This is a genomic window from Microcoleus anatoxicus (assembly GCF_042465725.1).
GTDB lineage: Bacteria > Cyanobacteriota > Cyanobacteriia > Cyanobacteriales > Microcoleaceae > Microcoleus > Microcoleus anatoxicus.
The window spans coordinates 4,834,163-4,858,286 of sequence record NZ_CP120853.1 but is presented as its reverse complement, the minus strand read 5'-3'; the positions used below and the strand labels follow the sequence as shown (position 1 = coordinate 4,858,286).

The 24,124-nt window shown below is 43.9% G+C and carries 20 protein-coding genes; 9 read left to right on the top strand and 11 right to left on the bottom strand.

Annotation, left to right across the window (positions count from 1 at the left end; genetic code table 11):
* The first annotated feature begins 365 nt into the window (after positions 1-365).
* A complete protein-coding gene (locus P2A85_RS21070; RefSeq protein WP_377475332.1) occupies positions 366-863 on the top strand; it encodes a hypothetical protein in 498 nt (165 codons plus the stop codon).
* A gap of 54 nt (positions 864-917) precedes the next feature.
* Here the strand turns inward: P2A85_RS21070 and P2A85_RS21065 are convergent, their stop codons facing one another.
* Positions 918-1,415, bottom strand: a complete 498-nt coding sequence (locus P2A85_RS21065) for a WbuC family cupin fold metalloprotein (RefSeq protein WP_377475331.1) — start codon at positions 1,413-1,415, stop codon at positions 918-920.
* A 72-nt stretch (positions 1,416-1,487) separates the two neighbouring features.
* On the opposite strand from P2A85_RS21065, the gene P2A85_RS21060 reads away from it, so the two are divergent.
* The gene (locus P2A85_RS21060; protein WP_377475329.1) at positions 1,488-2,717 is read left to right on the top strand and encodes a tetratricopeptide repeat protein; all 1,230 of its coding nucleotides are present in this window, start codon (positions 1,488-1,490) and stop codon (positions 2,715-2,717) included.
* A gap of 486 nt (positions 2,718-3,203) precedes the next feature.
* Here P2A85_RS21060 and P2A85_RS21055 read toward each other — a convergent pair whose 3' ends face one another.
* Positions 3,204-4,076 carry an S-methyl-5'-thioadenosine phosphorylase gene (locus P2A85_RS21055; protein WP_341734462.1) on the bottom strand — a complete coding sequence of 291 codons (873 nt, stop codon included), beginning with the start codon at positions 4,074-4,076 and terminating at the stop codon, positions 3,204-3,206.
* A 210-nt stretch (positions 4,077-4,286) separates the two neighbouring features.
* On the opposite strand from P2A85_RS21055, the gene P2A85_RS21050 reads away from it, so the two are divergent.
* Entirely contained in the window at positions 4,287-4,487 is a 201-nt protein-coding gene (locus tag P2A85_RS21050) for a hypothetical protein (protein ID WP_340521678.1), read from the top strand.
* Positions 4,488-4,608: 121 nt separating this feature from the next.
* Here the strand turns inward: P2A85_RS21050 and P2A85_RS21045 are convergent, their stop codons facing one another.
* Positions 4,609-5,472 carry a Tab2/Atab2 family RNA-binding protein gene (locus tag P2A85_RS21045; RefSeq protein ID WP_377475327.1) on the bottom strand — a complete coding sequence of 288 codons (864 nt, stop codon included), beginning with the start codon at positions 5,470-5,472 and terminating at the stop codon, positions 4,609-4,611.
* Positions 5,473-5,902: 430 nt separating this feature from the next.
* Here P2A85_RS21045 and P2A85_RS21040 point away from each other — a divergent pair, with 430 nt between their 5' ends.
* On the top strand, positions 5,903-7,534 hold the full coding sequence (locus tag P2A85_RS21040; RefSeq protein ID WP_377475326.1) for a valine--pyruvate transaminase: 1,632 nt from the start codon (positions 5,903-5,905) through the stop codon (positions 7,532-7,534).
* Between the two features lie 96 nt (positions 7,535-7,630).
* On the opposite strand, the gene P2A85_RS21035 is transcribed toward P2A85_RS21040, so the two are convergent.
* Positions 7,631-8,752, bottom strand: a complete 1,122-nt coding sequence (locus P2A85_RS21035; RefSeq protein ID WP_377475325.1) for a protein kinase — start codon at positions 8,750-8,752, stop codon at positions 7,631-7,633.
* 305 nt (positions 8,753-9,057) lie between these two features.
* Here P2A85_RS21035 and P2A85_RS21030 point away from each other — a divergent pair, with 305 nt between their 5' ends.
* The gene (locus tag P2A85_RS21030; RefSeq protein ID WP_377475324.1) at positions 9,058-9,231 is read left to right on the top strand and encodes a hypothetical protein; all 174 of its coding nucleotides are present in this window, start codon (positions 9,058-9,060) and stop codon (positions 9,229-9,231) included.
* 259 nt (positions 9,232-9,490) lie between these two features.
* Here P2A85_RS21030 and P2A85_RS21025 read toward each other — a convergent pair whose 3' ends face one another.
* Positions 9,491-10,153 carry a glycoside hydrolase family 108 protein gene (locus tag P2A85_RS21025; protein ID WP_377475323.1) on the bottom strand — a complete coding sequence of 221 codons (663 nt, stop codon included), beginning with the start codon at positions 10,151-10,153 and terminating at the stop codon, positions 9,491-9,493.
* Between the two features lie 99 nt (positions 10,154-10,252).
* Here P2A85_RS21025 and P2A85_RS21020 point away from each other — a divergent pair, with 99 nt between their 5' ends.
* The 3 genes from P2A85_RS21020 to P2A85_RS21010 all read left to right on the top strand — a co-directional run bounded on the left by P2A85_RS21020 (position 10,253) and on the right by P2A85_RS21010 (position 13,700).
* Complete coding sequence (locus P2A85_RS21020) at positions 10,253-12,421, top strand: tetratricopeptide repeat protein (RefSeq protein WP_377475322.1); 2,169 nt, start codon at positions 10,253-10,255, stop codon at positions 12,419-12,421.
* A gap of 37 nt (positions 12,422-12,458) precedes the next feature.
* The gene (locus P2A85_RS21015) at positions 12,459-13,049 is read left to right on the top strand and encodes a tRNA-(ms[2]io[6]A)-hydroxylase (protein ID WP_377475321.1); all 591 of its coding nucleotides are present in this window, start codon (positions 12,459-12,461) and stop codon (positions 13,047-13,049) included.
* Between the two features lie 93 nt (positions 13,050-13,142).
* Complete coding sequence (locus P2A85_RS21010; protein ID WP_377475320.1) at positions 13,143-13,700, top strand: GNAT family N-acetyltransferase; 558 nt, start codon at positions 13,143-13,145, stop codon at positions 13,698-13,700.
* A gap of 98 nt (positions 13,701-13,798) precedes the next feature.
* Here P2A85_RS21010 and P2A85_RS21005 read toward each other — a convergent pair whose 3' ends face one another.
* The 3 genes from P2A85_RS21005 to P2A85_RS20995 all read right to left on the bottom strand — a co-directional run bounded on the left by P2A85_RS21005 (position 13,799) and on the right by P2A85_RS20995 (position 19,893).
* Entirely contained in the window at positions 13,799-17,668 is a 3,870-nt protein-coding gene (locus P2A85_RS21005) for a PAS domain S-box protein (protein WP_377475319.1), read from the bottom strand.
* Between the two features lie 330 nt (positions 17,669-17,998).
* Positions 17,999-19,393 carry a malic enzyme-like NAD(P)-binding protein gene (locus P2A85_RS21000; RefSeq protein ID WP_377475318.1) on the bottom strand — a complete coding sequence of 465 codons (1,395 nt, stop codon included), beginning with the start codon at positions 19,391-19,393 and terminating at the stop codon, positions 17,999-18,001.
* A 104-nt stretch (positions 19,394-19,497) separates the two neighbouring features.
* On the bottom strand, positions 19,498-19,893 hold the full coding sequence (locus P2A85_RS20995) for a hypothetical protein (RefSeq protein WP_377475317.1): 396 nt from the start codon (positions 19,891-19,893) through the stop codon (positions 19,498-19,500).
* A gap of 230 nt (positions 19,894-20,123) precedes the next feature.
* Here P2A85_RS20995 and argS point away from each other — a divergent pair, with 230 nt between their 5' ends.
* A complete protein-coding gene (gene argS, locus P2A85_RS20990) occupies positions 20,124-21,881 on the top strand; it encodes an arginine--tRNA ligase (RefSeq protein WP_377475316.1) in 1,758 nt (585 codons plus the stop codon).
* Between the two features lie 139 nt (positions 21,882-22,020).
* On the opposite strand, the gene P2A85_RS20985 is transcribed toward argS, so the two are convergent.
* The 3 genes from P2A85_RS20985 to P2A85_RS20975 form a co-directional block, all read right to left on the bottom strand.
* Positions 22,021-22,398: a type II toxin-antitoxin system RelE/ParE family toxin gene (locus tag P2A85_RS20985; RefSeq protein ID WP_371122071.1), complete on the bottom strand. Its 378-nt coding sequence runs from the start codon at positions 22,396-22,398 to the stop codon at positions 22,021-22,023.
* Positions 22,388-22,885, bottom strand: a complete 498-nt coding sequence (locus P2A85_RS20980; RefSeq protein WP_377475315.1) for a hypothetical protein — start codon at positions 22,883-22,885, stop codon at positions 22,388-22,390. The genes P2A85_RS20985 and P2A85_RS20980 overlap by 11 nt, the downstream gene beginning before the upstream one ends.
* A 79-nt stretch (positions 22,886-22,964) precedes the next feature.
* Positions 22,965-23,987, bottom strand: coding sequence for a hypothetical protein (locus P2A85_RS20975; protein WP_377475314.1), 1,023 nt, complete (start codon positions 23,985-23,987; stop codon positions 22,965-22,967).
* Between the last annotated feature and the right edge of the window lie 137 nt (positions 23,988-24,124).

The window sequence follows — 24,124 nt, the reverse complement described above, 5'->3', positions numbered from 1 at the left end:
TAACCAAATTTATGCCTTCGGACTATTGCCATTAGTATCTAATCGTGATATAATACCGGGCAAGAATATTTTAAATAAAATAATTCTTAACTTCATATTTTCTTTAGAAAGAGCATCTATTTTATATCAAATATCCTGAAAACCCTGTGTATCCACTACCGTGTATAGCAGCTTTAGATTTGGGATTTTAGATTGGGAATTTGGGATTTTTCCCAGAGATGAAAGCGAGCCTTGTCACCAATTTGATGCTGTGTCGCCCAATTTTGAAATGCCAGGATTCTACAAATAGCTCTAAATTTCCTATCTAAAATCTACACATAGTCTCAGCAAAAGAGGCTGTAAAATACATTAAAAATCTGTTAACTATGTTTGTGTCGCCAAACTCAGAAAATACAGCCCAAAGTGAACAAGATAAATATAACGAACGCTCGTTTTCCATATTAACGCGAGCGCTAACTCTTGCTCAAGGTTATTTTTCGTTTGTTTTAGTTCACTGCAACTCCATGACTTTGCGGCAACAAATAGTCGATCGCCTGCAAGCAAATTCTGCCATCAAACCCCGGCAACTGCTATTGCCAAAATCTGCCACAACTCTCTACGCAACAATCATTGCCGAACTCGAAGACCAACAGCCTCCGGCTTTAATGATCCTGGGTATAGAGTCAGTAATAGCGATCGATCGACTACTGGTTTCTACCAACTTATTATGCAGCGAATTCAGCAAAAAATTTTCCTTTCCCCTAGTTTTTTGGGTCACGGATGAAATCCTGCGAAAAATGATTCGCATCGCCCCAGATTTATACAATCGGATGCCGACAGCCATTAGATTTGTATCGAATAGGGCCGAAACAAATAATCAGTAGGTATTTAAAAGAGAAAGAGCGAGTTTGAAGTTGAGTTGGCCGCGGTTGATTCAGCTAAACACTTTTAAACTCTGCTTCCCAAATCGCCACCAATTCCCGCGCCGCCGCGGTTCCCTCTGGGGGAAAATCTGTCAAAAAATCTTTATCACTCCCTAAGTCGTAGGGTCCTTCCTTCAATTCCAGAATCGCAGTATCCTCCGCCAAAGCTACTAGGGTGTGGACAGTACCTTCTGGAAGTTCCACGGCGCGAGTGGGCCCAGCCGCACTGAGTCGGAAAGAATCAATAATTTTACCTTGGTCATTGAAAATAATCATGCCCAATTCTCCCTGAAGCACGACGAAAAACTCAAAACCGTTAACTGCTGGAGGACGCAGGTGTCGGTGAGGGCGGACATAGGTCCCCGGCTGCAAGACGTTGACAAACCGCTGCACCTTTTCTGACAAATCGTGGAAATTGTAATTTTGTCGCTGGCGGGGACTGTGACGGGAGTTGGCGGCAACTTCGTCCAGCAATTCCTGTGTCAGCAACTTGATGGGAGGGGATTGCACCACAGATATCCTGTACTTAATGGTTTTTCTACAAATCGGCTAGTCTGAGATTAACCTTACCAGCATCTCTTGACCATGAAAATCGCAAATCAGGTGGCGATGGCTTCGACAGTACGTTTGTCAAGTATTTTGAGAACAAGTATTGGGTCGATCGCGCTTGCAACTATTTTAATCAGCAATGGCGCTGTTTCTGCCTCCGAACCGAGATTACCAGCACTGTGGGTTCAGGATAAATCACCACAAGTGGAACTGAAAGAAGAAATTCGCGATCGCGTTCAAGAAGAAGTAGACATCGCTTTCGGGCGCACTGCGGTACTCCTAAACGGCATAGTAATTGCCTTAACTTTCTTTCCGACAGCCGCCGGAGTCGCCGCTTGGTTCCTCTGGGCTAAATTGTCCAAGCAGACAACAATTGCTCGCCAAGAAATTGAAAGTCTGCGCTATGATACGATTTCTCAATTAAAACTTTTAATTTCTGATGCTGAAACTATTTTAGGGGAAATTCAACACCAAAGTTTCCAATCAGATGTAGAAACAGACCTCCTCTTACCAGATGCCCAAATTCAAGAATTTGCCCCGGTTAATTACAGTAACTACAAACAGTTATTAACTGCTGGAGATTATGCGAAACAGGGAGATGCTTGTTTCTTTGAAAACCGCTACGAAGATGCGATCGCAGCTTACAACCTTGCCCTACAAATCCAGCCAGATTTAGCAGATACTTGGAATAACCGCGGAGTAGTGCTCACCAGAATGCAGCGATATCCAGAGGCGATCGCCTCTTACGAACAAGCGACTGCAATTCGCCCCAATTATCCAGACGCTTGGAACAACCGAGGAGTGGTGCTGTTGGAATTGCAGCAATACCAAGAGGCGATCGCCTGCTACGAACAAGCCATTCAAGCCAAACCAGACTACGCCGATGCTTGGAACAATCGAGGCGTAGCTTTCTCAAAAATTCAGGAATACGAACAGGCAGTGATTTCTTACAATCAAGCCCTACAAATCAAAAATGATTATACTGACGCTTGGAACAATCGGGGCGTAGCACTATCTAAATTACAAAAATACGAAGCCGCCATTGATTCCTATGACAATGCGGCCAAAATTAGACCAGATTTTTACAGAATTTGGTACAACAAAGCTAGATGTTATGCGCTGCAAGGTCAAACAGAGTTGGCTATTGAAAATTTAAAACGCGCCTTAAATCTGAATCCAAATTTGTGTAAAGAGTTGGCTAAAAATGAGGCTGATTTTGAAAAAATTCGTGAATATGAGGCATTTAAACATTTGATAACTAACTAATAAGTCGTAAGATTAAACAAACCACGAAGGCGCTAAGGACACGAAGTCAGAGACAGAAGGGATGGAGTTCTTCCTTAGCGCTCTTAGCGTCTTCGCGGTTCGTTTTACAAATACTTCTGCAACAACAGTTTCTTGAATGACTTTTTGAGCATTTTCAGTCTGAGGCATTTAAACATTTGATAACTAACTAAAAAGTCGTAAGATTAAACGAACCACGAAGGCGCTAAGGACACGAAGTCAGAGAAAGAAGGCAGGGAGTTCTTCCTTCGCGCTCTTAGCGTCTTCGCGGTTCGTTTTACAAATACTTCTGCAACAACAGTTTCTTGAATGACTTTTTGAGCATTTTCAGTCTGAGGCATTTAAACATTTGATAACTAACTAAAAAGTCGTAAGATTAAACGAACCACGAAGGCGCTAAGGACACGAAGTCAGAGAAAGAAGGCAGGGAGTTCTTCCTTCGCGCTCTTAGCGTCTTCGCGGTTCGTTTTACAAATACTTCTGCAACAACAGACCCATTTTTTCCTTAGTAGCCACCGGAACTTTATCTAACGGGGTCAAAATTGCATATTTCAAAGCTGAATGGGACTCGGAAACAGGAGGATTTTCAGTTAGTCTGCGGACTGTTTCTTGAATTACTTTTTGAGCATTTTCGGCATTGCGATGCAAATTGGCTATTACCATTTCTACTGTTACACTTTCGTGATCGGTATGCCAACAGTCGTAGTCGGTGACTAAGGCTAAAGTGGCGTAGGCAATTTCAGCTTCTCTGGCTAATTTTGCTTCCGGCAAATTGGTCATGCCAATGACTGTGGCATCCCAACTGCGGTAAAGGTGTGATTCTGCTTTTGTGGAAAATGCGGGGCCTTCCATGCAGACGTAGGTGCCGCCACGGTGCAGGGTGACGTCGGGGAGGTTCAAGGATTCGATCGCCCCTGCTAGCACTTTTGCCAATGCCCCACAAATCGGGTCTCCGAAGGTAATGTGGCCGACAATTCCTTCTCCAAAAAATGTAGAAACTCGACCTTTGGTGCGATCGATAAACTGATCTGGTACTACCATGTCTAAAGGTTTCGCCTCTGCTTTCAGGGAACCAACTGCCGATGCTGAGATTAAATACTCAACTCCCAGACTCTTCATCGCATAAATATTCGCCCGGTACGGCACTTCTGATGGTAAAAAAGTGTGATTGCGGCCGTGTCTTGCCAGAAATGCTACCGGCGTACCGTCCAAGGTTCCAACGATCGCTGCATCCGAAGGCGAGCCAAACGGTGTATCAATTTTTACCTCTTCCACATCCTTGAGGGCATCCATTTTATACAAGCCACTCCCACCGATGATTCCGATCTTTGCTTGAGCCATAATTTTTACCTGTTTTTGAGAGTTTTACTTAGTGATTTTACCGGGCTGTTGTAAATTTAGTGTCAAGAACGCTAAATATTTAATCACGTCATTGTATTGAATACACTACATTGTCACAAACAAGTTGTGATTTACATCACAACCTTTCTTTACTGAATCTTTAAAAATAAAGATACTGATTTCTGTTATGTATTTTTAGGGTGTAAAACAATGACAGTCAGTTCTACAAGTACCACCAAAATCTCTGTGGAAGCGATCGCCCAACGAGTCTTGGCTTTCCGTCAAATTACGGCCCTCGACAGAAGGCTGATCAACTCAGCGGTGATGAACGGACTCGACCAAAAAGACCACAGTCACATCAATCGATTGTGTCAGGCTATACAAAGTGGCTTGGTGTTGGTTGTCGAGTAAATCTGCGGTGTGATTAGACGCAAGCTAAAGATACTTAGTGTTTTCAAATATACGCTTGAATCTGCTTAAATTGTGCTAGATCGTAATCTATTGCTTTTTTTTTCGCCCCTCAACTCAATTTTTAATTCTGATTATTGAAGGGATATAAACCATTAAAATTCAACAGCCAAAACCCAGTGTAAGTCATGCCCGTATCATCGGGTTGCACCAACAAAAAATGCAATCCTTTACTCAATTGCTTACGCTGTTCATAAATTTTAGCAGCCTCTTTCACCTCATCATCTGCAAAAGTAGCAACCACAAATCTATCTGCTAACCCAGCTTCCAAAATTAACCCATCGGGAGCTCCAGCCATATAATTTAAACCAACAGGTTTAGCATCCTGAAGCCACCTAGCCAAGCGCATCGACTGTCGCCCGCCGTCAATTATCACTCCGGGTACGGGTACTGTTGAGGCCAAGCCCAAATTCAGCGGTAATAAGGATTCTGGCATCTCCAAAATTGGTACGGGACGCCCTTGGAAAGCATCTTCAATATCGCCTGCGGGTAGGGAAGCAAAACGCCAGCGATCGCCCCAGAGGTTTTCCGGTAGAGGTAGGGGTGCTGGTGACTCAAGGGCGATCGCACTGTAACTTTCCCCAGTATAATTCGGCATGATTGGATATTCCTTAGCCCGTGATTGTAGCAGCAATTTCAGGGCCGGGGTGCGCCGAGTTGCTTCTACTTTGATGCCCAAAACTTTGCCCGCAGCTTCGATTAAACTGAGAGATTGAGGTCTAAATACTTGAAGGCGATCGGGTCTTTTTTTAAGTTGAATTTGCTGGTGCAACTGCTGGGCCAACCAAGTAGAATTAGCTTCCGATTGGCTACAAACAGCGCTAAAGGTAAAATTGCTAGCCGCATCGCAAATCAAGAGTTCCCACAGTGGTTTTCCCGCTTCGTCTCGGAGGGGGCGACGGTAAAAATCGGCTTGCCAAATTTGCATAATTACTTCTAAAATTAATTCAACAGTTGTATTATATTAATCTAAATCTGCAACACTCAAGTCATTTTCTAGGGACTAGGAGTAGTGAATATCAGCTACCAGGCGGTAGGGTTTTTGCTGCTAGATTCATAAATCTGGGTTTATTATAACTATTGGAATGTTGAGTAGCTAGGTTAATTGCTGATAAAATCTGGATTTTTGTATTGTTCCAGATTTGGTCAGCATTGTTGTAATTTTTAATAAAAATTGAATAAAATTACGACTTTTGATAGATGGCAAGGTGTTGGCGATAGTGTATAATTTAATCCCGAATAAGGAATTTAGTTTAATGGCGGGCTGCTAATTTTTAACTGCGGTTTCGCCTTGGATGTGAGCAAACAAGGTTATGATGGGTAGATTGTAAACTTCTATCCTTGTCGCTGCATTTGCTATGAACCCTGCCCTCACTCAATTTGGCACTCAGATGTCCCACCTCACCGGAGTTAGGGCAATTATGAAAGACATTATTGAAACCCTCAGAGCCGGTAGCGGGCAGGAGTTTATTAATTTGAGTGCCGGCAATCCAGTGATTTTGCCGGAAGTCGAGCAGTTGTGGCGCGATTGTACTGCGGAACTTTTGGCGAGTGCGGAATATGGCGAGGTGGTTTGTCGCTACGGTTCGAGTCAAGGCTATCAGCCGTTGATTGATGCGGTTCGGGATGATTTTAATCGACGCTACGGACTGAGTTTGACCGATCGCAACATCTTGATCGCTCCCGGTAGTCAATCGATCTATTTCTACGCAGCCAATGCCTTCGGTGGCTACACCGCACCCCCCCCATCCCCCCCTTACCAAGGGGTGGCAACGACCCCCCCATCCCCCCCTTACCAAGAGGTGGCAACGACCCCCCCATCCCCCCCTTACCAAGGGGTGGCAACGACCCCCCCATCCCCCCCTTACCAAGAGGTGGCAACGACCCCCCCATCCCCCCCTTACCAAGAGGTGGCAACGACCCCCCCATCCCCCCCTTACCAAGGGGTGGCAACGACCCCCCCATCCCCCCCTTACCAAGGGGTGGCAACGACCCCCCCATCCCCCCCTTACCAAGGGGTGGCAACGACCCCCCCATCCCCCCCTTACCAAGGGGTGGCAACGACCCCCCCATCCCCCCCTTACCAAGGGGGGGTGAGGGGGGGTAGCCTCAAACATATTGTTTTGCCATTGAGCCCGGATTATACGGGTTATGGTGGAGTCAGCTTGATTCCCGAAGCCGTAATTGCTTGCAAACCAACTCTGGATATTGATGCGGCTGCTCATCGGTTTAAATATCGCCCGGATTTCAGTCAGTTGTCGATCGATGAAACTTCCGGCTGCGTAATATTTTCTCGTCCCTGCAACCCCACTGGGAATGTTCTCACCGATGACGAAGTGAAGAAAATTGCAGCCATGGCTAGTGTTTTTGATGTGCCAGTTTTCATTGATTCTGCCTACGGGCCTCCGTTCCCAGCTTTGAATTATACTGAGATGACTCCGATTTTTGGTGACAATATTATCCACTGCATGAGTTTGTCGAAAGCGGGATTACCGGGAGAAAGAATCGGAATTGCGATCGGAGATGAAAATATTATTCAAGTTTTACAATCTTTTCAGACGAATATGTGCATTCACTCGCCGAGATACGGACAGGCGATCGCGGCGCGGGCGATTAATTCTGGAGCTTTGGCTGATATTGGTGTCAATGTCATCCGCCCTTATTATCAAAGTAAATTTGATGTAGTTGAAACAACCCTAGAACAAGCAATGCCGAAAGATTTGCCCTGGTTTTTGCACCGTGGCGAAGGAGCAATTTTTGCGTGGTTGTGGCTGAAAGATTTGCCAATGACAGATTGGGAATTTTATCAACAATTGAAGCAAGTCGGTGTGATTCTGGTGCCCGGAAGTTCTTTCTTCCCTGGTTTGCGGGAAGATTGGCGGCACAAGCAGGAGTGTTTGCGGATTAGTTTGACTGCGACTAATCAGGAGATTGAAACTGCGATGAAACGTTTGGCTAAAATGGTGGAAAAAGTCTATCAAGGACAATAGTTTTAATCGCGGTTGCTATAAAACAAAAAATACCCCACTAATTTATCGGTGGGGTATTTTTTTTTAAGCTCAAATTGCTAATGGGTTGTGGGATATTCAACACTCCTGAATTGCTTGTAAAGCTTCTGTTGCTGATGGGTAGCGCTGGGGGAAATCGTACAGTATCATCTGGTCTAAAACCTTAGCAAATTGCGGGCTAACTTGTGCATTTTGCCGCCAGATCAGATTTCCGATGTTATCGACTTTGAATTGTTTTGGCTTCATTCCTGTTAAGGCTTGAATACCGATGATACCGACAGCATAGATGTCGCTGCACAATTTTGGGGAACCGATGGCTTGTTCGGGGGGAATATAATCCTGTTGAGTCCCACCACGGGATTTCGTTTGAGCGATGTTATGCTGCAAATTACTAATTTCTTTGACTGAGCCAAAGTCAATTAAGACTATTTTGCGATCGGATGTACGTCTGATTAAGTTTTGAGGGTGAACGTCGCGGTGAATTATATCTCGTTGGTGAACAAAAACCAGAATTTCTAAGATGTCTCGCAATAAAGCAATAACTTGATGTTCTTCCCAAGGTTTACTTTCGATCAGTTCTTGAGACAGGGGTTGTCCTTCGATGAATTGATAGACTAAATAAAAATATCCATCTTCTTCAAAACGAGCTAATAATTCCGGGATGCGATCGTGTTGACCTAGGCTATATAAAACTCGCGTTTCTCGATCGAATAAATTGCTGGTTCTGTCAGACTGGCTTTTCAGGCGCTTGACGAGACACAAAGGGCGATCGGGTAAGTTTTCATCTTCAGCCAGATAGGTATCGCTGTACTCGGTACTCACCAAATGTTCGGTGATGCGGTAACGCATCCGCATCAGTTTTTCTAACATCGGCTCGCCCGGTTTAGGGGGTTGTCTACCTTGTTGTGATGCTCTCATGATGCAGTCCCAGAGATTTGCTGCAACTACTCTTTCTTCTTGTCCAATAATTTCTGCTTCTCTCAGTACCTTTGTGAGATCTTTCCATAAATTGTAACCGACGTAGCGACTTAGGTAGCCCACTGTGTAACCGCGGGCGATCGGATCGTTTTGCTGAATTTCTTGGTATGTCCAAGACTGTAAAACACCGTTAATTATCGATTGCTGCAACCGAGTCAAGGGTTTCCCAGTTTGTTTTGTCACCAAATTGTCGAGAAGATTAATGGCTTCTTCTGTGGTCATAGCTTTAGGTGTTTAGTGATTTGTACGTGATGGCTTTTTTTACTAAAATAGCAATTTTAACTTGCTAGCGTATAACTTTTTACTATCCAAATACTACGTATCGATTGCATGGCCAGACCAATGAAAATCGCTATGTTTAAGTTATACATGATTTGATTTAAATTGGATAGGTTGTTTATTTATTGAAATATATTTTTACAACTATGAGTTTTATGAATTTAAATTTATGAGTTTTATGAATTGACATTATCAGAAGTTTGGGCAACTATGTCAATTACAAGTTTTCACTAGGAAAGATATTCCCGATGGGCGATCGCACGAGCCTGTTTTTGCACCAGGGACATGGCTACTTCTTAGTGGGAGACTGGGACTATGCTTTTCAGGATTATTCTAATGCGATCGCCCCTAGGTCAAATGAGGGGCTTTTAGGACAAGATTTTCTGGCTCGTTATGTGCGGATTCTCGAAAATCAAGTATAGTTTCATCCTCGATAATTTATAGCAAACAGGCAAGATGCCTGTTCCACAAATATAGAATAAGGAAGAAGGAAGAAGGAAGATGGAAGATGGAAGATGGAAGATGGAAGATGGAAGAAAGACCTTCGACACTTATAACCTGATACACTTCGACTACGCTCAGTGTCCAATTCCCCATTCCCAATTACCAATGCCCAATTCCCAATTCCCAATGCCCAATTACCAATTCCCCATTCCCCAATTCCCAATTCCCAATTCCCAACTACTTAATCTTATTCACATAGCCCCACAAACTGTAATCTCGACTCAGCCAACCCCGGAAAAAAGCCATCTGACTAGGGTCTTCTTGCACCCGTTTGTAGCGATAAATAATCCGTTCATTAATCATTTGCAAAGCGGTATTTCTGTTGTTTGCACTTTTGAGTGCTTCCTTGGTGCGGCCATCAAAAATTCCCGTTTGTGGCAATCCTAACGCTTGTTGAAGAAAGGTAATGGAGTTGTTAATTCCAAAGTTAACCGCCGTGTCAAACATGACGATCGCCAAAGTTGGGTGCATTGTTCCCGAAAGACTCGAATCCCAGTAATATTTATAAATTTCTAGGAGCTCTGCTTCCGACATCTGCGTCACATCTAGGGGTGGCAGCCCCCGACTGTATCGGTAAGCATTATATTCGGTTTGCAGAATCCCTCGATAAGTTCTGCCACCCTTGTCTGCGGGGTGATCGCTGAACCCGCCCTCAAAATATAGGGTAAAATAAAGGGCTGTTTGAAATATTTTCTGCCGAAAGTTGGCTGTCTGCTGCTGTGCCACCGTCTTTTGGGCAAAGGGCAAGGGAATTGCCAGACTTAACAAAAGTAAGCCCAGTAGGAGGTTTGGTCTCCACTTAATTTTCTGTTGACGCTGTGATCGTTGCTTGTCGTTCATAAATTCCCGGTCCGATCGCCCGTAGTTCCGCTAAAACTGCTACTCTGCAAAATAATATAGATTCAACCTTTAACTTGATAGCACAGATAGGCAGCGAAGATGAATCCCGATTTCCACAATCAGTCTGAAACACCCAAATTGGAAGATGCTGCATCTGTGACAATCCTTGCAGAAAAATATTACTCTCAAGGTAATTTAGCAGAAGCCATTGCCACTTGTCGCCTCGCACTGGAGTTACAACCGGATTGGGCTCCAGCTTACGTGACAATGGGTAACGTCCACCAAGCCAACGGGCAACTTGATGAGGCGATGCGGCTGTATTCTGAGGCGATCGCCCTGAATCCAGACTTTGCCGAGGCCTATGCTAATTTGGGGAGTATGCTCTACAAACAAGGGCTGTTTGTAGAGGCGATTGTCAATTACGAAAAGGCGATCGTCCTCAAACCGGATTTAGCACCAGCTTACTGGAATTTGGCACTCACACTCAAGCAGCAAGGGCAATTTGATGCGGCGCTTTCCTACGAGCAAAAAGCTCTCGAACTCAATCCCGATCTGGCTGAGGTAGATTTTAACCTAGATTTGGGAGATAAATTGGCGGGGGAAGGTAAGCTGGATGAGGCTGTGGCTGCTTGGCAACGGGCGATCGACCTCAAGCCGGATTTACCAGAAGCATACTGTCAAATAGGCATAGTTTTGCGCTATCAGGGCAAATTGAAACAAGCAATTCCCTATCTCGAAAAAGCCCTAGAAATCAAACCAGATTTTATTCCCGCTCACCAACATTTGTGTGCCATTCTCAGAGATGCCACCGATTTATCTCAGGCGCGGCAAGCTGTTCACAGATACAGTCAAATGTGCGGTGAAAACGATCCAATTATGACCGCAATTTACTTCGTCAGTACCTATCAAGTGTCGGGGCTGAATCAAATTGCTAAAGACAGATTTTTAGAACTAGAATCTTACTTGGAGCAAAACTTAGACACAGTTACAGCGGTTGAAATTAAATCGCTGTATGCCAATTTCTTGTTTAGTACGCCCTATTTGCGAGATGATGTGGCAGTCAATTCTCAACTTTACAGAAGAATTGCCCAAAAGTATATCGACCAATGTATCAAACCTAATTTTCCCGAAGTCACTCATTACAGTCTAAAAACAACGGCGAGGGCAGGTAAACTAAAAATCGGGTGTTTGTCCAATCACTTCCGTCGCCATTCTGTGGGTTGGTGCAGTGCTGACATCCTTCGCGAATTGTCGGCGATCGCGAATTTGCATTTGTACGCTTCCGAAAGAATTGTTCCTGATGACCAAACCAAAAAGTTTGAAAGTTTTGGAAAACTAACTTTGCCCAAAAATTTTGCCAACGGAATGTCTAATTCCTCCGAAATTATCGCTCAGATTAGAAGTGATAACTTAGATGTTTTAGTTGATTTAGATTCTCTCAGCGTACCAATTCATGCTGACATTCTCTACGCTAAACCCGCAGTAGCTTGTGTGTCTTGGTTAGGGTTTGATGCTCCTTACATATCACCGAAAAATTATTTTCTTTCTGATTGGCACTCGCACCCAGCAGGTAGGGAAAAATATTATGATGAGCAGCTAATTAGGATGCCTGATTCCTTTGTGGCGTTGTCTGGTTTTCAAAGGTACGAAGTCAATCCGGTAGCCTTGAGAAGGTCGAATCGGATTGGTTTAGACCAGATAGTTTACCTGTGTATCGCTCCAGGGAAAAAATTTAATTCCGACTTGGCGAAAGCACAGGTGGCTATTCTTAAACAAGTGCCAAATAGTGTGTTAATTCACAAAGCTTTAGGCGATAATGCGGTGTTTCAAGCCGCTTATCACCAAGTTTGCGAAACAGAAGGAGTTAGCAAGCACCGGATTAAGTTTTTGCCACGGGTTGCTACGGAGGAAGAACATAGAATTGTATATTTGCTGGCCGATGTTTTGTTGGATTCTTATCCTTATAATGGTGGGACTCACACCTTAGAGGCTTTGTGGTTTAATTTGCCTGTGGTGACTCGAATTGGAGAGCAGTTTTTATCGAGAATGGGTTATTCGTTTTTGCAGGCTTTGGGAATTACTACTGGGATGGCTTGGTCTTGGGAGGAATATGTGGAATTTGGGGTAAAATTAGGTCAAGATAGTGAATTACGAAACGGGGTGAAAGCGCAGTTGGCTAATTCTAAGAAAGCGGAAAATTTGTCGCCTTTGTGGAACCCTAAAAAGTTTGTGGGAGATATGTACGCACTGTTTGAAAAACTGTGTTAAATATAGATTTAATCTCAAATATCCAATCTCAAATCTGATGGCTTTACCAACTATTAAGTTTCTGAAACAGCCGACTTCCCAAGATTGGGTACAACAGGCGATCGCCAATTTAGATACTATCTTATTAGACCATTCTCACTGCGAGCGCAAGGCGGCTGGGGTAGCATTGAATTTAATGTTTCGCTACCCGGCTCATGCTAAATTGGTGAGGATGTTAACGGCGATCGCCCGCGAAGAATTAGAGCATTTTGAGCAAGTCAATCAGCACTTGGAAAAACGTAACATTGCTTTGGGCCCACTGGGTGCTCCTCCCTACGGTGCTGGTTTGTCTAGCCAAATTCGGCAGCAAGAACCCGATCGACTTTTGGATTCTTTGCTGGTTTCTGGTTTAATCGAAGCGCGGAGTCACGAACGGCTGGGACTGCTGGCAGATAGTTGTGTCGATGGAGAATTAGCTAAATTTTACCGCAGTTTGATGGTTTCGGAAGCTCGCCATTATGGTGTATATTGGATTTTGGCAACAACTTATTTCGATCGCTCTGTTGTCGATCGGCGACTGGAGCAATTATCATTAGTTGAGAGCGAGTTGCTGGCAACTCTTCATCCAGAACCGAGAATTCATAGCTAAATATAGGGTGTATTAAAGTGCTGTAAAACACAAATTTATGGCAATTTTGCAGTAGTTTCTAAAGTGACTGAAAAATATGATTTACGAAAACAAATGAAAACCCAATATCATGATTTTTTAATTCGTTCCTGGGAAACGCGCGACCGGGCTGATGCTTTTCATGTAATTCGGGATGTCTTATTGGAGTACGGTTTAAGATCGGAGCCTTTCGGAGCTGATCGAGATGTGTATGATGTAGAACTACACTATCATGCCAAAGGTGGAGAATTTTGGGTGGTTGAACGGGAAGGAGAAATCATAGGAACGGCCGCTTACTATCCCATTGAACGGGGCAATAATGCTGTGGAAATTCGCAAAATGTATATTTTGCCGACAGCCAGGGGAAAGGGTTTAGGAAAATTTTTACTGCAACAATTGGAAACTAAAATTGCTAGTTGTGGCTTTGATGAAATCTGGGTCGAAACTGCTAGCGTTCTCACGGAAGCTGTTAATATGTATGAAAAAAACGGATATCAACCGACAACTGGTGTAGAGACGCAAAGGTGCGATCGGGTTTACAAAAAAGTAATCAAACCAGAAATAATATCAATTCCGGTTGTATCGTCAGGTGATTTAACCGCGAAGGCGCGTTCGGCGAAGCCGTTCCCGTAGGGTAGGACGCGAAGGAAGAGAAGAGAGAGTTTAATAATTCCAATGAAGAGAGGATTTGATATCAATCATGACCATGCAACCGCAATTTGTATCGCTGCTTAATCTCTTTTTTGTCGCAGAGGAATCTCGATCGCAAATTCGCAACCTTCTCCCAATACAGAATTGCAAAAAAGCTCGCCACCGTGTTTTTCGGCGATAATTGACATGGAAATTGCTAAACCTAAACCAGTTCCCTTACCCACTGGTTTAGTGGTAAAAAATGGATCGAATAAGTGCTTCTTCACATCTTCGCTGATACCAGGGCCACTATCCCTAATCCGAATCGCCACGCAGTTATTTTCGGTTACTTCTGTGCGAATCGTAATTTCGAGATTTTTGGCTGTATTTGCCCGATTTCTGGCCTCCGCAGCGGATTTTTCCACCTCCATTTCTATGGCATCGATGGCATTACTCAACAAATTCATAAATACTTGATTTAACGGACCGGGATAGCACTCTACTTTGGGTAAATCACCGTATTGTTTAATCACATTAATAGGAAGGCGCTCTGGTTTATTTTTGATGCGGTTTTGCAAAATCATCAGGGTGCTTTCTATCCCTTCGTGAATGTCCACTTTTTTCATTTCCGCTTCGTCAAGTCGGGAGAAAGTACGCAAACTTAAAACTATATCCCGAATGCGATCGGCTCCTACTTTCATTGATGAGATGATTTTTGGGTAATCTTCAAGAATATAATCAAGTTCGATGGTTTCTATTTCATCTAAAATTGCTGCGGTAGGCTCCGGGTATTCCTGTTGATAAATTTGGATTAGTTTCAGCAGGCTTTGAGTGTATTCGCTGGCGTAAGTAAGATTACCATAAATAAAATTTACGGGGTTGTTAATTTCGTGGGCGACACCTGCTACCAACTGTCCCAAACTCGACATTTTTTCACTCTGAATTAACTGAGATTGGGTGCGCTGGAGTTGGTGCAAAGTTTCTTCTAACTGTACAGCTTGAGCTTGAGCTAATTTGGCGGCAGTGCGGGTTTGGGTGTAAAGTTCGGCATGATCGATCGCGATCGCAATTTGAGCAGCCACTCCTTGCATCAGTTCCACTTCAGAATCGTTCCACTGTCGCATTTCCCCAGCTTGATAGCAGCCAATGGCCCCAATATCGCCGGCAGTAGTTTGAATTGGCAGCACTAGCATGGAAACGACTCCAAATGTTTGATGAATTTCGCCTATTTCTCGATTTGGTAAACTGCTAATATTATTAATTTGCAAAGTTTTCATCTGCCCAATATGCTGGGCTATAATACTCGAATTTTCGTCCACAAAACACGCACCCAAAAAGCTGAGTAATGCCGGATTTTTGGCTTCACAAGTTACTTCCCAAACTGCCGAATTATCATGGGAGCGATACCAAGCAAAAATGCACCAATCTAGCTGCATGAGATGGCGAATTTCTGCTACGGAAGTTTCTAAAATAGTCTCTAATTCTAAAGAATTGCGAATTTGGCTAGCAATTTGGTTTAGCAGTTGTTCGCGTCGAGCTTGCTGTCGGAGTGTTTGTTCCGATCGCAGTAACACTTCTTCGGCAAATTTGCGATCGCTCAAATCTTGGACTACTGCTTGGATCATTGTTTCATTGCCGGCTTGGATGATTGTCAGCACGACTTCTGCCGGAAAATCCGTACCGTCGAAACGCTGGTGAAGCCAATCAAAACGGTTATGGCGGCGTTCAAAGGCGATGGCCATCATTTCATTAGCCATACTCAAAGAGTCTCTGCCACTAGGTTGGAAAGGTGGCGAAAATTGACCAGGATTCTTACCTACAAACTGCTCTTTTTCCGTGGCTCCAAATAGTTCTAGGGTGGCATTATTGACATCACGAATCCCATTTTCATCTAACATTAAAACAGCCAAACTGGTTAATTCGTAAAGCGAGCGAAATTTAGCTTCTGACTGCTGCAATGCTGCTTCTGCTTTTTTGCGATCGGTAATGTCGGCAATCATTCCCAAAGCGCCGATATAGTTTCCCTGTTTATCTAGCATGGGATTACTAGAAACTATCGCCCACAAATCACTGCCATTTTTCCGGCGGAATTTGAAATCATGTTGTTCGCGGATGCCTTGACGACGGCGTTCTAGATTTGCTTGAGAGATGGCAATACCTTCTTCATCCATGAAAGTAAATAACGGCTGTTGCATCATTTCATCGGTGGTACAGCCAAGCATATCAGCCATTTTTTGGTTCACAAAAGTAGTCTTACTCTCGGCATCAATCATCCAAATTCCTTCGTCTGCTGTCTCTACAATGCACCTGTATTTTTCTTCGCTTTGCCGCAGTGCTTCCTCGGCTAATTGACTGTCAGTAATGTTTTGAGTCATCAGCAATCCGCCGGTGATTTCTTGGCGTTCGTTTTTGACGGGCAGAGTATAGGCTAGGTAAGTGCGATCGCTATAATTAAATTCAGTTACCACGGTTTCTCCACCTAGTGCAGCCCGATAATTGGGTTCCACAGCAGCGCAGAATTCTGGGGAAAATATTTCCCAAATTGTCTTGCCTTCCATCAACTCTTTAGAAAGACCAACTGCTGCTAATTCTTTCCCTTCTACAAGGGTATAACGCAATTCTGTATCAAACAGCATCACCGCACCGTTAGGAAAATTCCTTGCCATAGTGCGGTAGAGTTGTTCGCTTTGTCGTAGGGCTTCTTCTGCTTGTTTGCGATCGGTAATTTCAATAACTACTGCGCCAATGCCGATCGCCTCGCCACCTGCATCTAGTAGGGGAAAGTAAGAGGCGACGATGTGTACCATCACTCCGGGCTGTCTCACTTTTTCCGCGCTGAGTTCGATATTGAGTACGGGTTCTTTTGTCCGCAAAATTTGCTGGTATAAAGGCTCGACTATGGGGGCGATATCTGGTATAATTTCATGCACAGTCTTGCCGATGTGGTCGGCTGGGCTGGCATCATTCATTTCTGCTAACATTTTATTGATTTGTACGAATCGCAGTTCATCGTCCAAAATGCAAAGTCCGGCCGGCGCATCCTTGAAAAAAGCATCAAATCGTGCTTGTCGCACGGCTAATTCTTGTTCTAAAGCTTTGCGATCGCTAATATCTGTTAAATAGCCAATCATCCCTATAACTTCTCCCCTGTGGTCTTTCAATAGCGAAAGCACGAGGTGAGAATAAAAAACTTCTCCTGATTTACGACGTGTTATAACTTCTGTTTGATACTCACCTTTTTTTTGGAGCAGGTCGATTACTTTTTTTAATAAAATCTGGTGTTGTTCTGGCGGGTAAATCAGAGAAATATGCTTTCCTAATACTTCACTTTCTTGATAGCCATATAACCTTTGGGATGCTTGATTCCAACTGGTGATGAAACCCTCCATATCTGTACAAATCACCGCTTCTCGAATTTGGTCGATAATTTGACTGTGGTGACGCAAATTAGCTTGAGTTTGTTCAAGTTCGGCGATTGTTTGTTGAAGTTGTTCCTGAGTTTTTGCCAGTTCCGTAGTTCGCTGAGCTAGTAAGTTTTCTAGATTGAAATTGCTTGGCTGCGACAAAGATGCCGAGAGTAAGATACTGTTTTGAACCCCCTCGTTGCCAATTTTTTCAGCAGTCAGCCACAGCCCAGACTCTCCCTCTATTTCTACTGTCCACTGGGAAACGCGCACAGGTACGAGATGACCGTCTTTGTGTTGGTATGCTGCTGCACAGTGGTCTGTGCAGTTATGCTCGAGCTGATTTTCTGGATCTTTTTTTTGTTGGGCTGTACATTCTGTGTGCAAAACTGCCCAGTAGTTGAGGGTGAGAGTTGTTTCAACTGTGTGGCCGATAATTGCTGCAAAGGCTGGATTTACGTCCAAAAAAGTCCCGTCCATCCGACACAAGGCAAGCCCCATGGGACTGATTTCTAATAATTTGCGGTGGCTGGGATCGCTCCGGTCTTCTCCTAGCTGGCTTGGCATCTGACCTGTCTGGGATGGGCTAGTTAATTATAATCTACTTTTATATTTTTTTTATCTTGTGATTTTTATCACCATTTCAGCAGTCAGTAGTTATTGGTTATTGGTTATTGGTTGTTTGTTATTGGTTATATCAATTCCGGTTGTATCGTCAGGTGATTTAACCGCGAAGGCGCGAAGTACGCGAAGCAAGAGAAGAGAGAGTTTAATACAGGACGATGAAGAGAGGATTTTATATTATTGGTTGTTTGTTTTTGGTTTTTGGTTGTTAGTTATTGGCGATGCCATGCCCTTCGACTTAGCCAATAACTAATAACCAATCACTAGGTGTAATTAATCGCGGGCTATGCCTTCGGCTCGCGCTGCCAACTGCACTGCACTAGCGACAGCAGTGGCAACTCGCTCGTCAAATACAGAGGGTATAATGTATTCTTTGTTCAGCTTGGAAGGGCTGACTAAAGATGCGATCGCATAAGCTGCTTCCAAATACATATTGGTGGTAATCGTGGCCGCCTTGCAGTCCAAAGCACCTCGGAATATGCCCGGAAATGCCAAAACATTGTTAATTTGATTCGGGTAATCGCTACGCCCAGTTGCCACGATCGCCACATCATCCATGATTAGTTCTGGCTGAATTTCGGGAATCGGATTTGCCATGGCAAACACAATCGGATTCTCGGCCATGGAACGCACCATGGAGCGGGTCAAAACTCCGGGGGCGCTGACTCCTAAAAACACATCGGCACCGGCGATCGCATCTTCCAAAGTACCGCTGGAAGCCACTGCAAATTCGAGTTTTTCTGGGTTCATGTCCGTGCGGTCTTTTGACAGGACACCTTTGGAGTCGCACATGATGATGTTTTCGGCGCCTGCTTTGCGTAACAACCGGGCGATCGCAACTCCAGCAGCACCGGCTCCATTAATCACGATGCAAACCTCTGACATTGATTTCTGCACTACTTTTAGGGCATTAATTAATGCTGCTAAACTGACAATTGCAGTGCCATGTTGGTCATCGTGAAAGATGGGAATATCTAGAGTTTCGCGCAATCTTGCTTCGATTTCAAAGCAGCGAGGCGAGGAAATATCTTCGAGATTAACACCACCAAAAACTGGGGCAATATTCTGGACTGTGCGAATAATTTCCTCGGTATCTTGGGTATTCAAACAGATAGGAAAGGCATCAATTCCGGCAAATTCTTTAAATAGCATGGCTTTGCCTTCCATGACTGGAAGTGCAGCCATCGGGCCGAGGTTTCCCAGTCCCAAAACTGCGCTACCATCTGTAACAATAGCCACAGTATTTTGTTTGATTGTGAGGTTGTAAACTTGTTGGGGGTCGTTGGCGATCGCCATACAGATGCGGCCAACTCCAGGGGTATATGCCATTGCCAAATCGGACTGGCGTTTGAGGGAAATTTTGCTTTCTACTCGGATTTTGCCACCGCGGTGCAAGTTGAAGGTGCGATCGTATACATCGAGCACTTTGATATTGGGCAGTGCTTTCACTGCTTGCACTATTTCTTCGCTGTGTTCGGTGCTCGAAGCATCGACGGTGATCTCACGAATGGTAGTGGCGCGAGTTTGTTCGATCAAGTCAATTTGGCCGAAGTTGCCACCAACTGAGCCGATCGCGCTGATGACGCCTGCCAGCATTCCCGGCTGGTTTGGCAGGACAACGCGAATTGTTAAACTAAAGCTGGGGTTCGGTGTGAGTTTTACCGTCATGGTTTGATTTTAGATTTGATAATTTCAATCATTAGATTTTATCTCTAAATCTCAAATCTCAAATCTCAAATCTCAAATCGGTTCGTGGTGGATAACTTTTCACTCTAGCGATCGGCTGTTTCACAGTCACACATAATAGAAAAGAATTTACAAGCCAGACAATCTGTGGGAACTTTTTCTAAGTTTTGTCGATCGACAGTTTCTAGGGCTGCGCTGTCGGCGGGCTTGACGCAGAGAGCAACTTGTCCGACTCCAGCCATAAGTTCGGCAACCCGATCTAAAATACTTTCCATTTTGTTAATCAGTTGCTCGGCTGCTTCCAGCGTCGGCGCGATAATCAAAAAGGTTTTGACTCCTTCGGGACTGGGTGCGAAGCCGAGGGTACACTCGCGTAATAGTGCTTGAGTCGAGAGACTCAAAGGGTCATCGAAGCGATCGATTACAGCTTGATAAAAGGCTTGAGTCAGAGAACGATCGCCAAAAATAGGTTGAGATAACATGGCAACTTCCTTTGGTAGGATCTTTAGGAGGATTGAAAAAATTTTAACATACCTTAATTTAATCGATTTAATTAAATTTGAGCGCGATCGAGATCATCAACTAAATGTGATTTTTGAGGATTTGTGTAGCGTTCGCAACTGTGATAAAATCAGTTATGTGTTATCACGGCGAATAATTGACATCCCCAGAAAAGTAAAAATATTCCTAATTTTGGCTCTACTTATACAGTATGTTCTCAACCACATCCCAGTTAAAAGCAAGATTTGACAAAGCATTCACCACAGCATTCGGGGAAAATCTAGCAGGTACCGATCCGATGCTGACAGCAGCAAGCAATCCCAACTTTGGGGATTTTCAGTGCAATGCGGCGATGAGTTTGGGGAAAAAGTTAGGCAAGTCCCCACGGATAATTGCCCAAACCATCATCGAAAACCTCGACATCGCCGACATCTGCGAAACCCCAGAAATTGCCGGCCCCGGCTTTATCAATTTAAAGCTGAAACCGGCTTATTTGGAAGCAGAAGTTAGGGCGATCGCGATCGACTCTCGTTTGGGCATTTCACAGACAGAGACACCTCAGAGAGTGGCGATCGACTTTTCCAGTCCGAATATCGCCAAAGAAATGCACGTCGGGCACCTGCGATCGACTATTATCGGCGATGCGATCGCCCGCATCCTCGAATTTCTCGGCCACGACGTCATCAGAATCAACCACATCGGCGACTGGGGCACCCAATTCGGAATGCTAATCGCCTATTTGCGCGAAGTACACCCCGAAGCATTAACAACTGCTGACTCCCTAGATTTAGGAGATTTAGTTGCATTTTACCGCCAAGCAAAACAGCGATTTGATGCCGATGAAACCTTCAAAGAAACCGCCAGACAAGAAGTAGTAAAACTGCAATCCGGTGCCGAAGATACCCGTCGCGCTTGGAAATTGCTATGCGATCAATCCCGCCGCGAATTTCAAGTAATCTACAACTTACTCGACATCAAATTAACCGAACGTGGCGAATCGTTTTACAATCCATTATTGCCCGCAGTAGTCGAGGATTTAACCAGTCTCGGTTTGCTAGTAGAAAGTGACGGTGCAAAATGCGTGTTTGTAGACGGTTTTACCAACAAAGAAGGGGAACCACTGCCACTAATTGTCCAAAAAAGCGACGGTGGCTACAACTACGCCACCACCGATTTAGCAGCAATCCGCTACCGGATCGAAGAAGACGGCGCAAAACGCATAATTTATGTCACCGATTCAGGACAAGCCAACCATTTTGCTCAAGTATTTGCAGTAGCCAGAAAAGCCAATTGGATTCCTGAAGATGTGAATATTGTTCATGTTCCCTTCGGTTTGGTATGCGGAGAAGATGGCAAAAGATTAAAAACTCGTTCTGGGGATGCAGTGCGGTTGCAGGATTTGCTCGATGAGGCGATCGTGCGAACCCGCGCAGATTTGGAAACAAGATTAGCAGCAGAAGAAAGACAGGAAACAGAAGAGTTTATAGCTAACGTCTCTCATGTAGTTGGTTTGAGTGCGGTTAAGTATGCCGACTTAAGTCAAAACCGGGCAAGTAACTATGTCTTTAGTTACGACAAAATGCTGGCTTTGCAAGGAAATACCGCTCCTTATATGCTGTATGCTTACGTGCGCGTGCAGGGAATTCGCCGCAAAGGTGGGATTGATTTTGATAACTTAGATGCTGGTGCAAAAGTGATTTTGGAGTCGGATGCGGAGTTGGTATTAGCCAAGCATTTATTGCAGTTGAATGAAGTGATAAATGCAGTTGGTGGAGATTTATTGCCCAATCGGATTTGTCAGTATTTGTTTGAATTGAGTCAAAAATTCAATCAATTCTTTGAGCAATGTCCGGTGTTGAAAGCTGAGGAACCGTTGAGGAGTTCGCGGTTAGTTTTGTGCGATTTGACGGCGCGGACTTTAAAGTTAGGGTTAGGTTTGTTGGGGATTCAGGTGTTGGAGAGGATTTAGTTAATTTTGTGCGATTTGACCGCGAGAAATTTGAAGTTTTGGGGTATGAAAACGGCACTGCCGTGTCCTCCGTTACCTTGTGCTTTTTTCAAGATTTGAATTTAGTTAATTATAGATTTTAGTCCTTATTTTGTATTTCTTATATTGTTTCTCCTGCGTCTTCAATCAACTCGTTAAATTCGCTGATAATTGCTAAAATTCGATCGGATGCAATATCTGATTGTTCGGATTTTGAATAAATGGCAATCAAGATAACGCTCGTCATTGTTTGAAGGTAGTAAATGAATCTATATCCAGCGCTTTTTCCTTTTTGAATATCGCTGTTTTTAACACGCACCTTAAATATCTCGTAACCAATCCCAGGTATCGGAACTCCCAGCAACTCTCCAGCTTGCAGTTTTTCAATAATCGGCTGAACATCCGATCGAATATGGCGGTACTTTTTAGAGAGAGCCCGCAAGTCGCGTTGAAATTCTCGTGTAGGTATAATCTGCCTTAAAGGAGGATTACTCTGCATCAATTCCCTCCCAAAGTTCAGAAAGCGGTACAGTCTGCCCTGTCATTGCTTCTTTCCATCCTTGGCGAAAACACTCTTCTGCTGACTTCAACGATTCGTCAGCAAGAGCAATTTCTTTTTTTGCGCGTTGGGCCGCAGCCACAAGTTGCGGTTGCGTTTTCTCGAAAGATTCGTCCCATTGAAGCTCATCTTTTAAGTCTGCGATACACTCTTTCAAGTATTCTGCTACTTGCTGCTGTAAATTTTCTGGCAGAGACTCCATCATCTCGATCACTGCATCAATGCCTTCCCACAGTTCCGATACAGGTCTAGTTTTTCCGGTCTTTATTTCCAGCCATGCTTGCCGAAAGCTCTCTTCTGGAGATGGGAGTGCCTCTTCGTCTTCGTTAGCAAGAACGATGATGCGAACTCTGCGATCGGCAAATTTTGCAGCTTGGGCGAGAATTTCTTCCCACGTTCCCTCTACTTCGAGTATTTCTGGTGTCATTTTTTTGATGGAATTGTGACTAAGTTTATTTTAGCGTGTGAAGAAGTGCGCTCTCGTACAATGACAGTAGCTTAAGGAATTATGGAGAAGAATTTAGAATCACTTTAATACCTTTTTCCAGTCTCTGAATTTCTTGCCATTGCGAATCAATCCAGGCTCTTTCAGCCTGACGTTGTGCAGGTGTTTCTTGCTGATATCTATCTTGCTTTTCCAGAAATTCATTGTAAAATATCATGGCTTCAACCAAAGCTTGACTTCCTACTTTTAATCTGTCATCAAAGATTGAATTGATGAAATTATTGATCGCGGTTGAAACCTGCTTTTCAAAATTTACAACCTCTTCCCAAAAAAGATCGCCTAAACGGTATTTGGATAAATTATCCAGAGCCGGACTAAGTGCAGATCTCAGTGATTTGGTATTCTCAGGCAAGTAAACTGTCGGCTGCTCAAATTTATTTGCTATCACGCTAAAAGTTACATTCATCTGATGATTCAACACATCTTTTGTCTGCTTATCTAAATTTTGGAAATACTGTGTAATTACTTCTAAATTAATCGCACTAAGGTCTTGATAGACTAGACGCAGACAGCGCTTGATAATTTGATCGATTTCCATAAAAACAAGATTCATAACGATGGGAATATCTTTAATAAAATCATCCTTTTCCCCCCAGCCAATTCCTTTTTTTTGTTTGTTTGCTGCATCAATAAAGCACTTCTGTTTCACGCGGGCATCAAATATTTTATCCCAATAATCTTGAGATTCATCGATCGCCGAATTTTGACATTGACGACCTAGTTCATTAATTCTGACATGACAGCCACTCAGTTCCCCAAGCTGTTGCCATATTTCCTGTTTTGAAGCTTGGACAATCCCAAGTTTGCAAGTCCAAACGTCTTCAGCGCGATCTATATCGTTCCGGCATTTTTGCACAACTTTGTCAAGTCTGGTAGCTGATCCCATCAATTCATCGAACCCAGGCTGGACTGACTTAATCACGGTTGTAGCAGATTCCTTAATCTCTAAGGATTTATAATCATCCGCCGCGACGACAGCCGCAGATTGGGCGATGTTTTGAAATGCTTTCATGAATTCGTTCATTTAAGTAATTCCACTGTAGACTGACAGATTTAACCATAATCATATAATATATTATAATGTGTAATACCAATTTTTTATGAGGCTGCATAGAATCCGATCCCCCCTAACCCCCCTTAAGAAGGGGGGGACAAGATTCC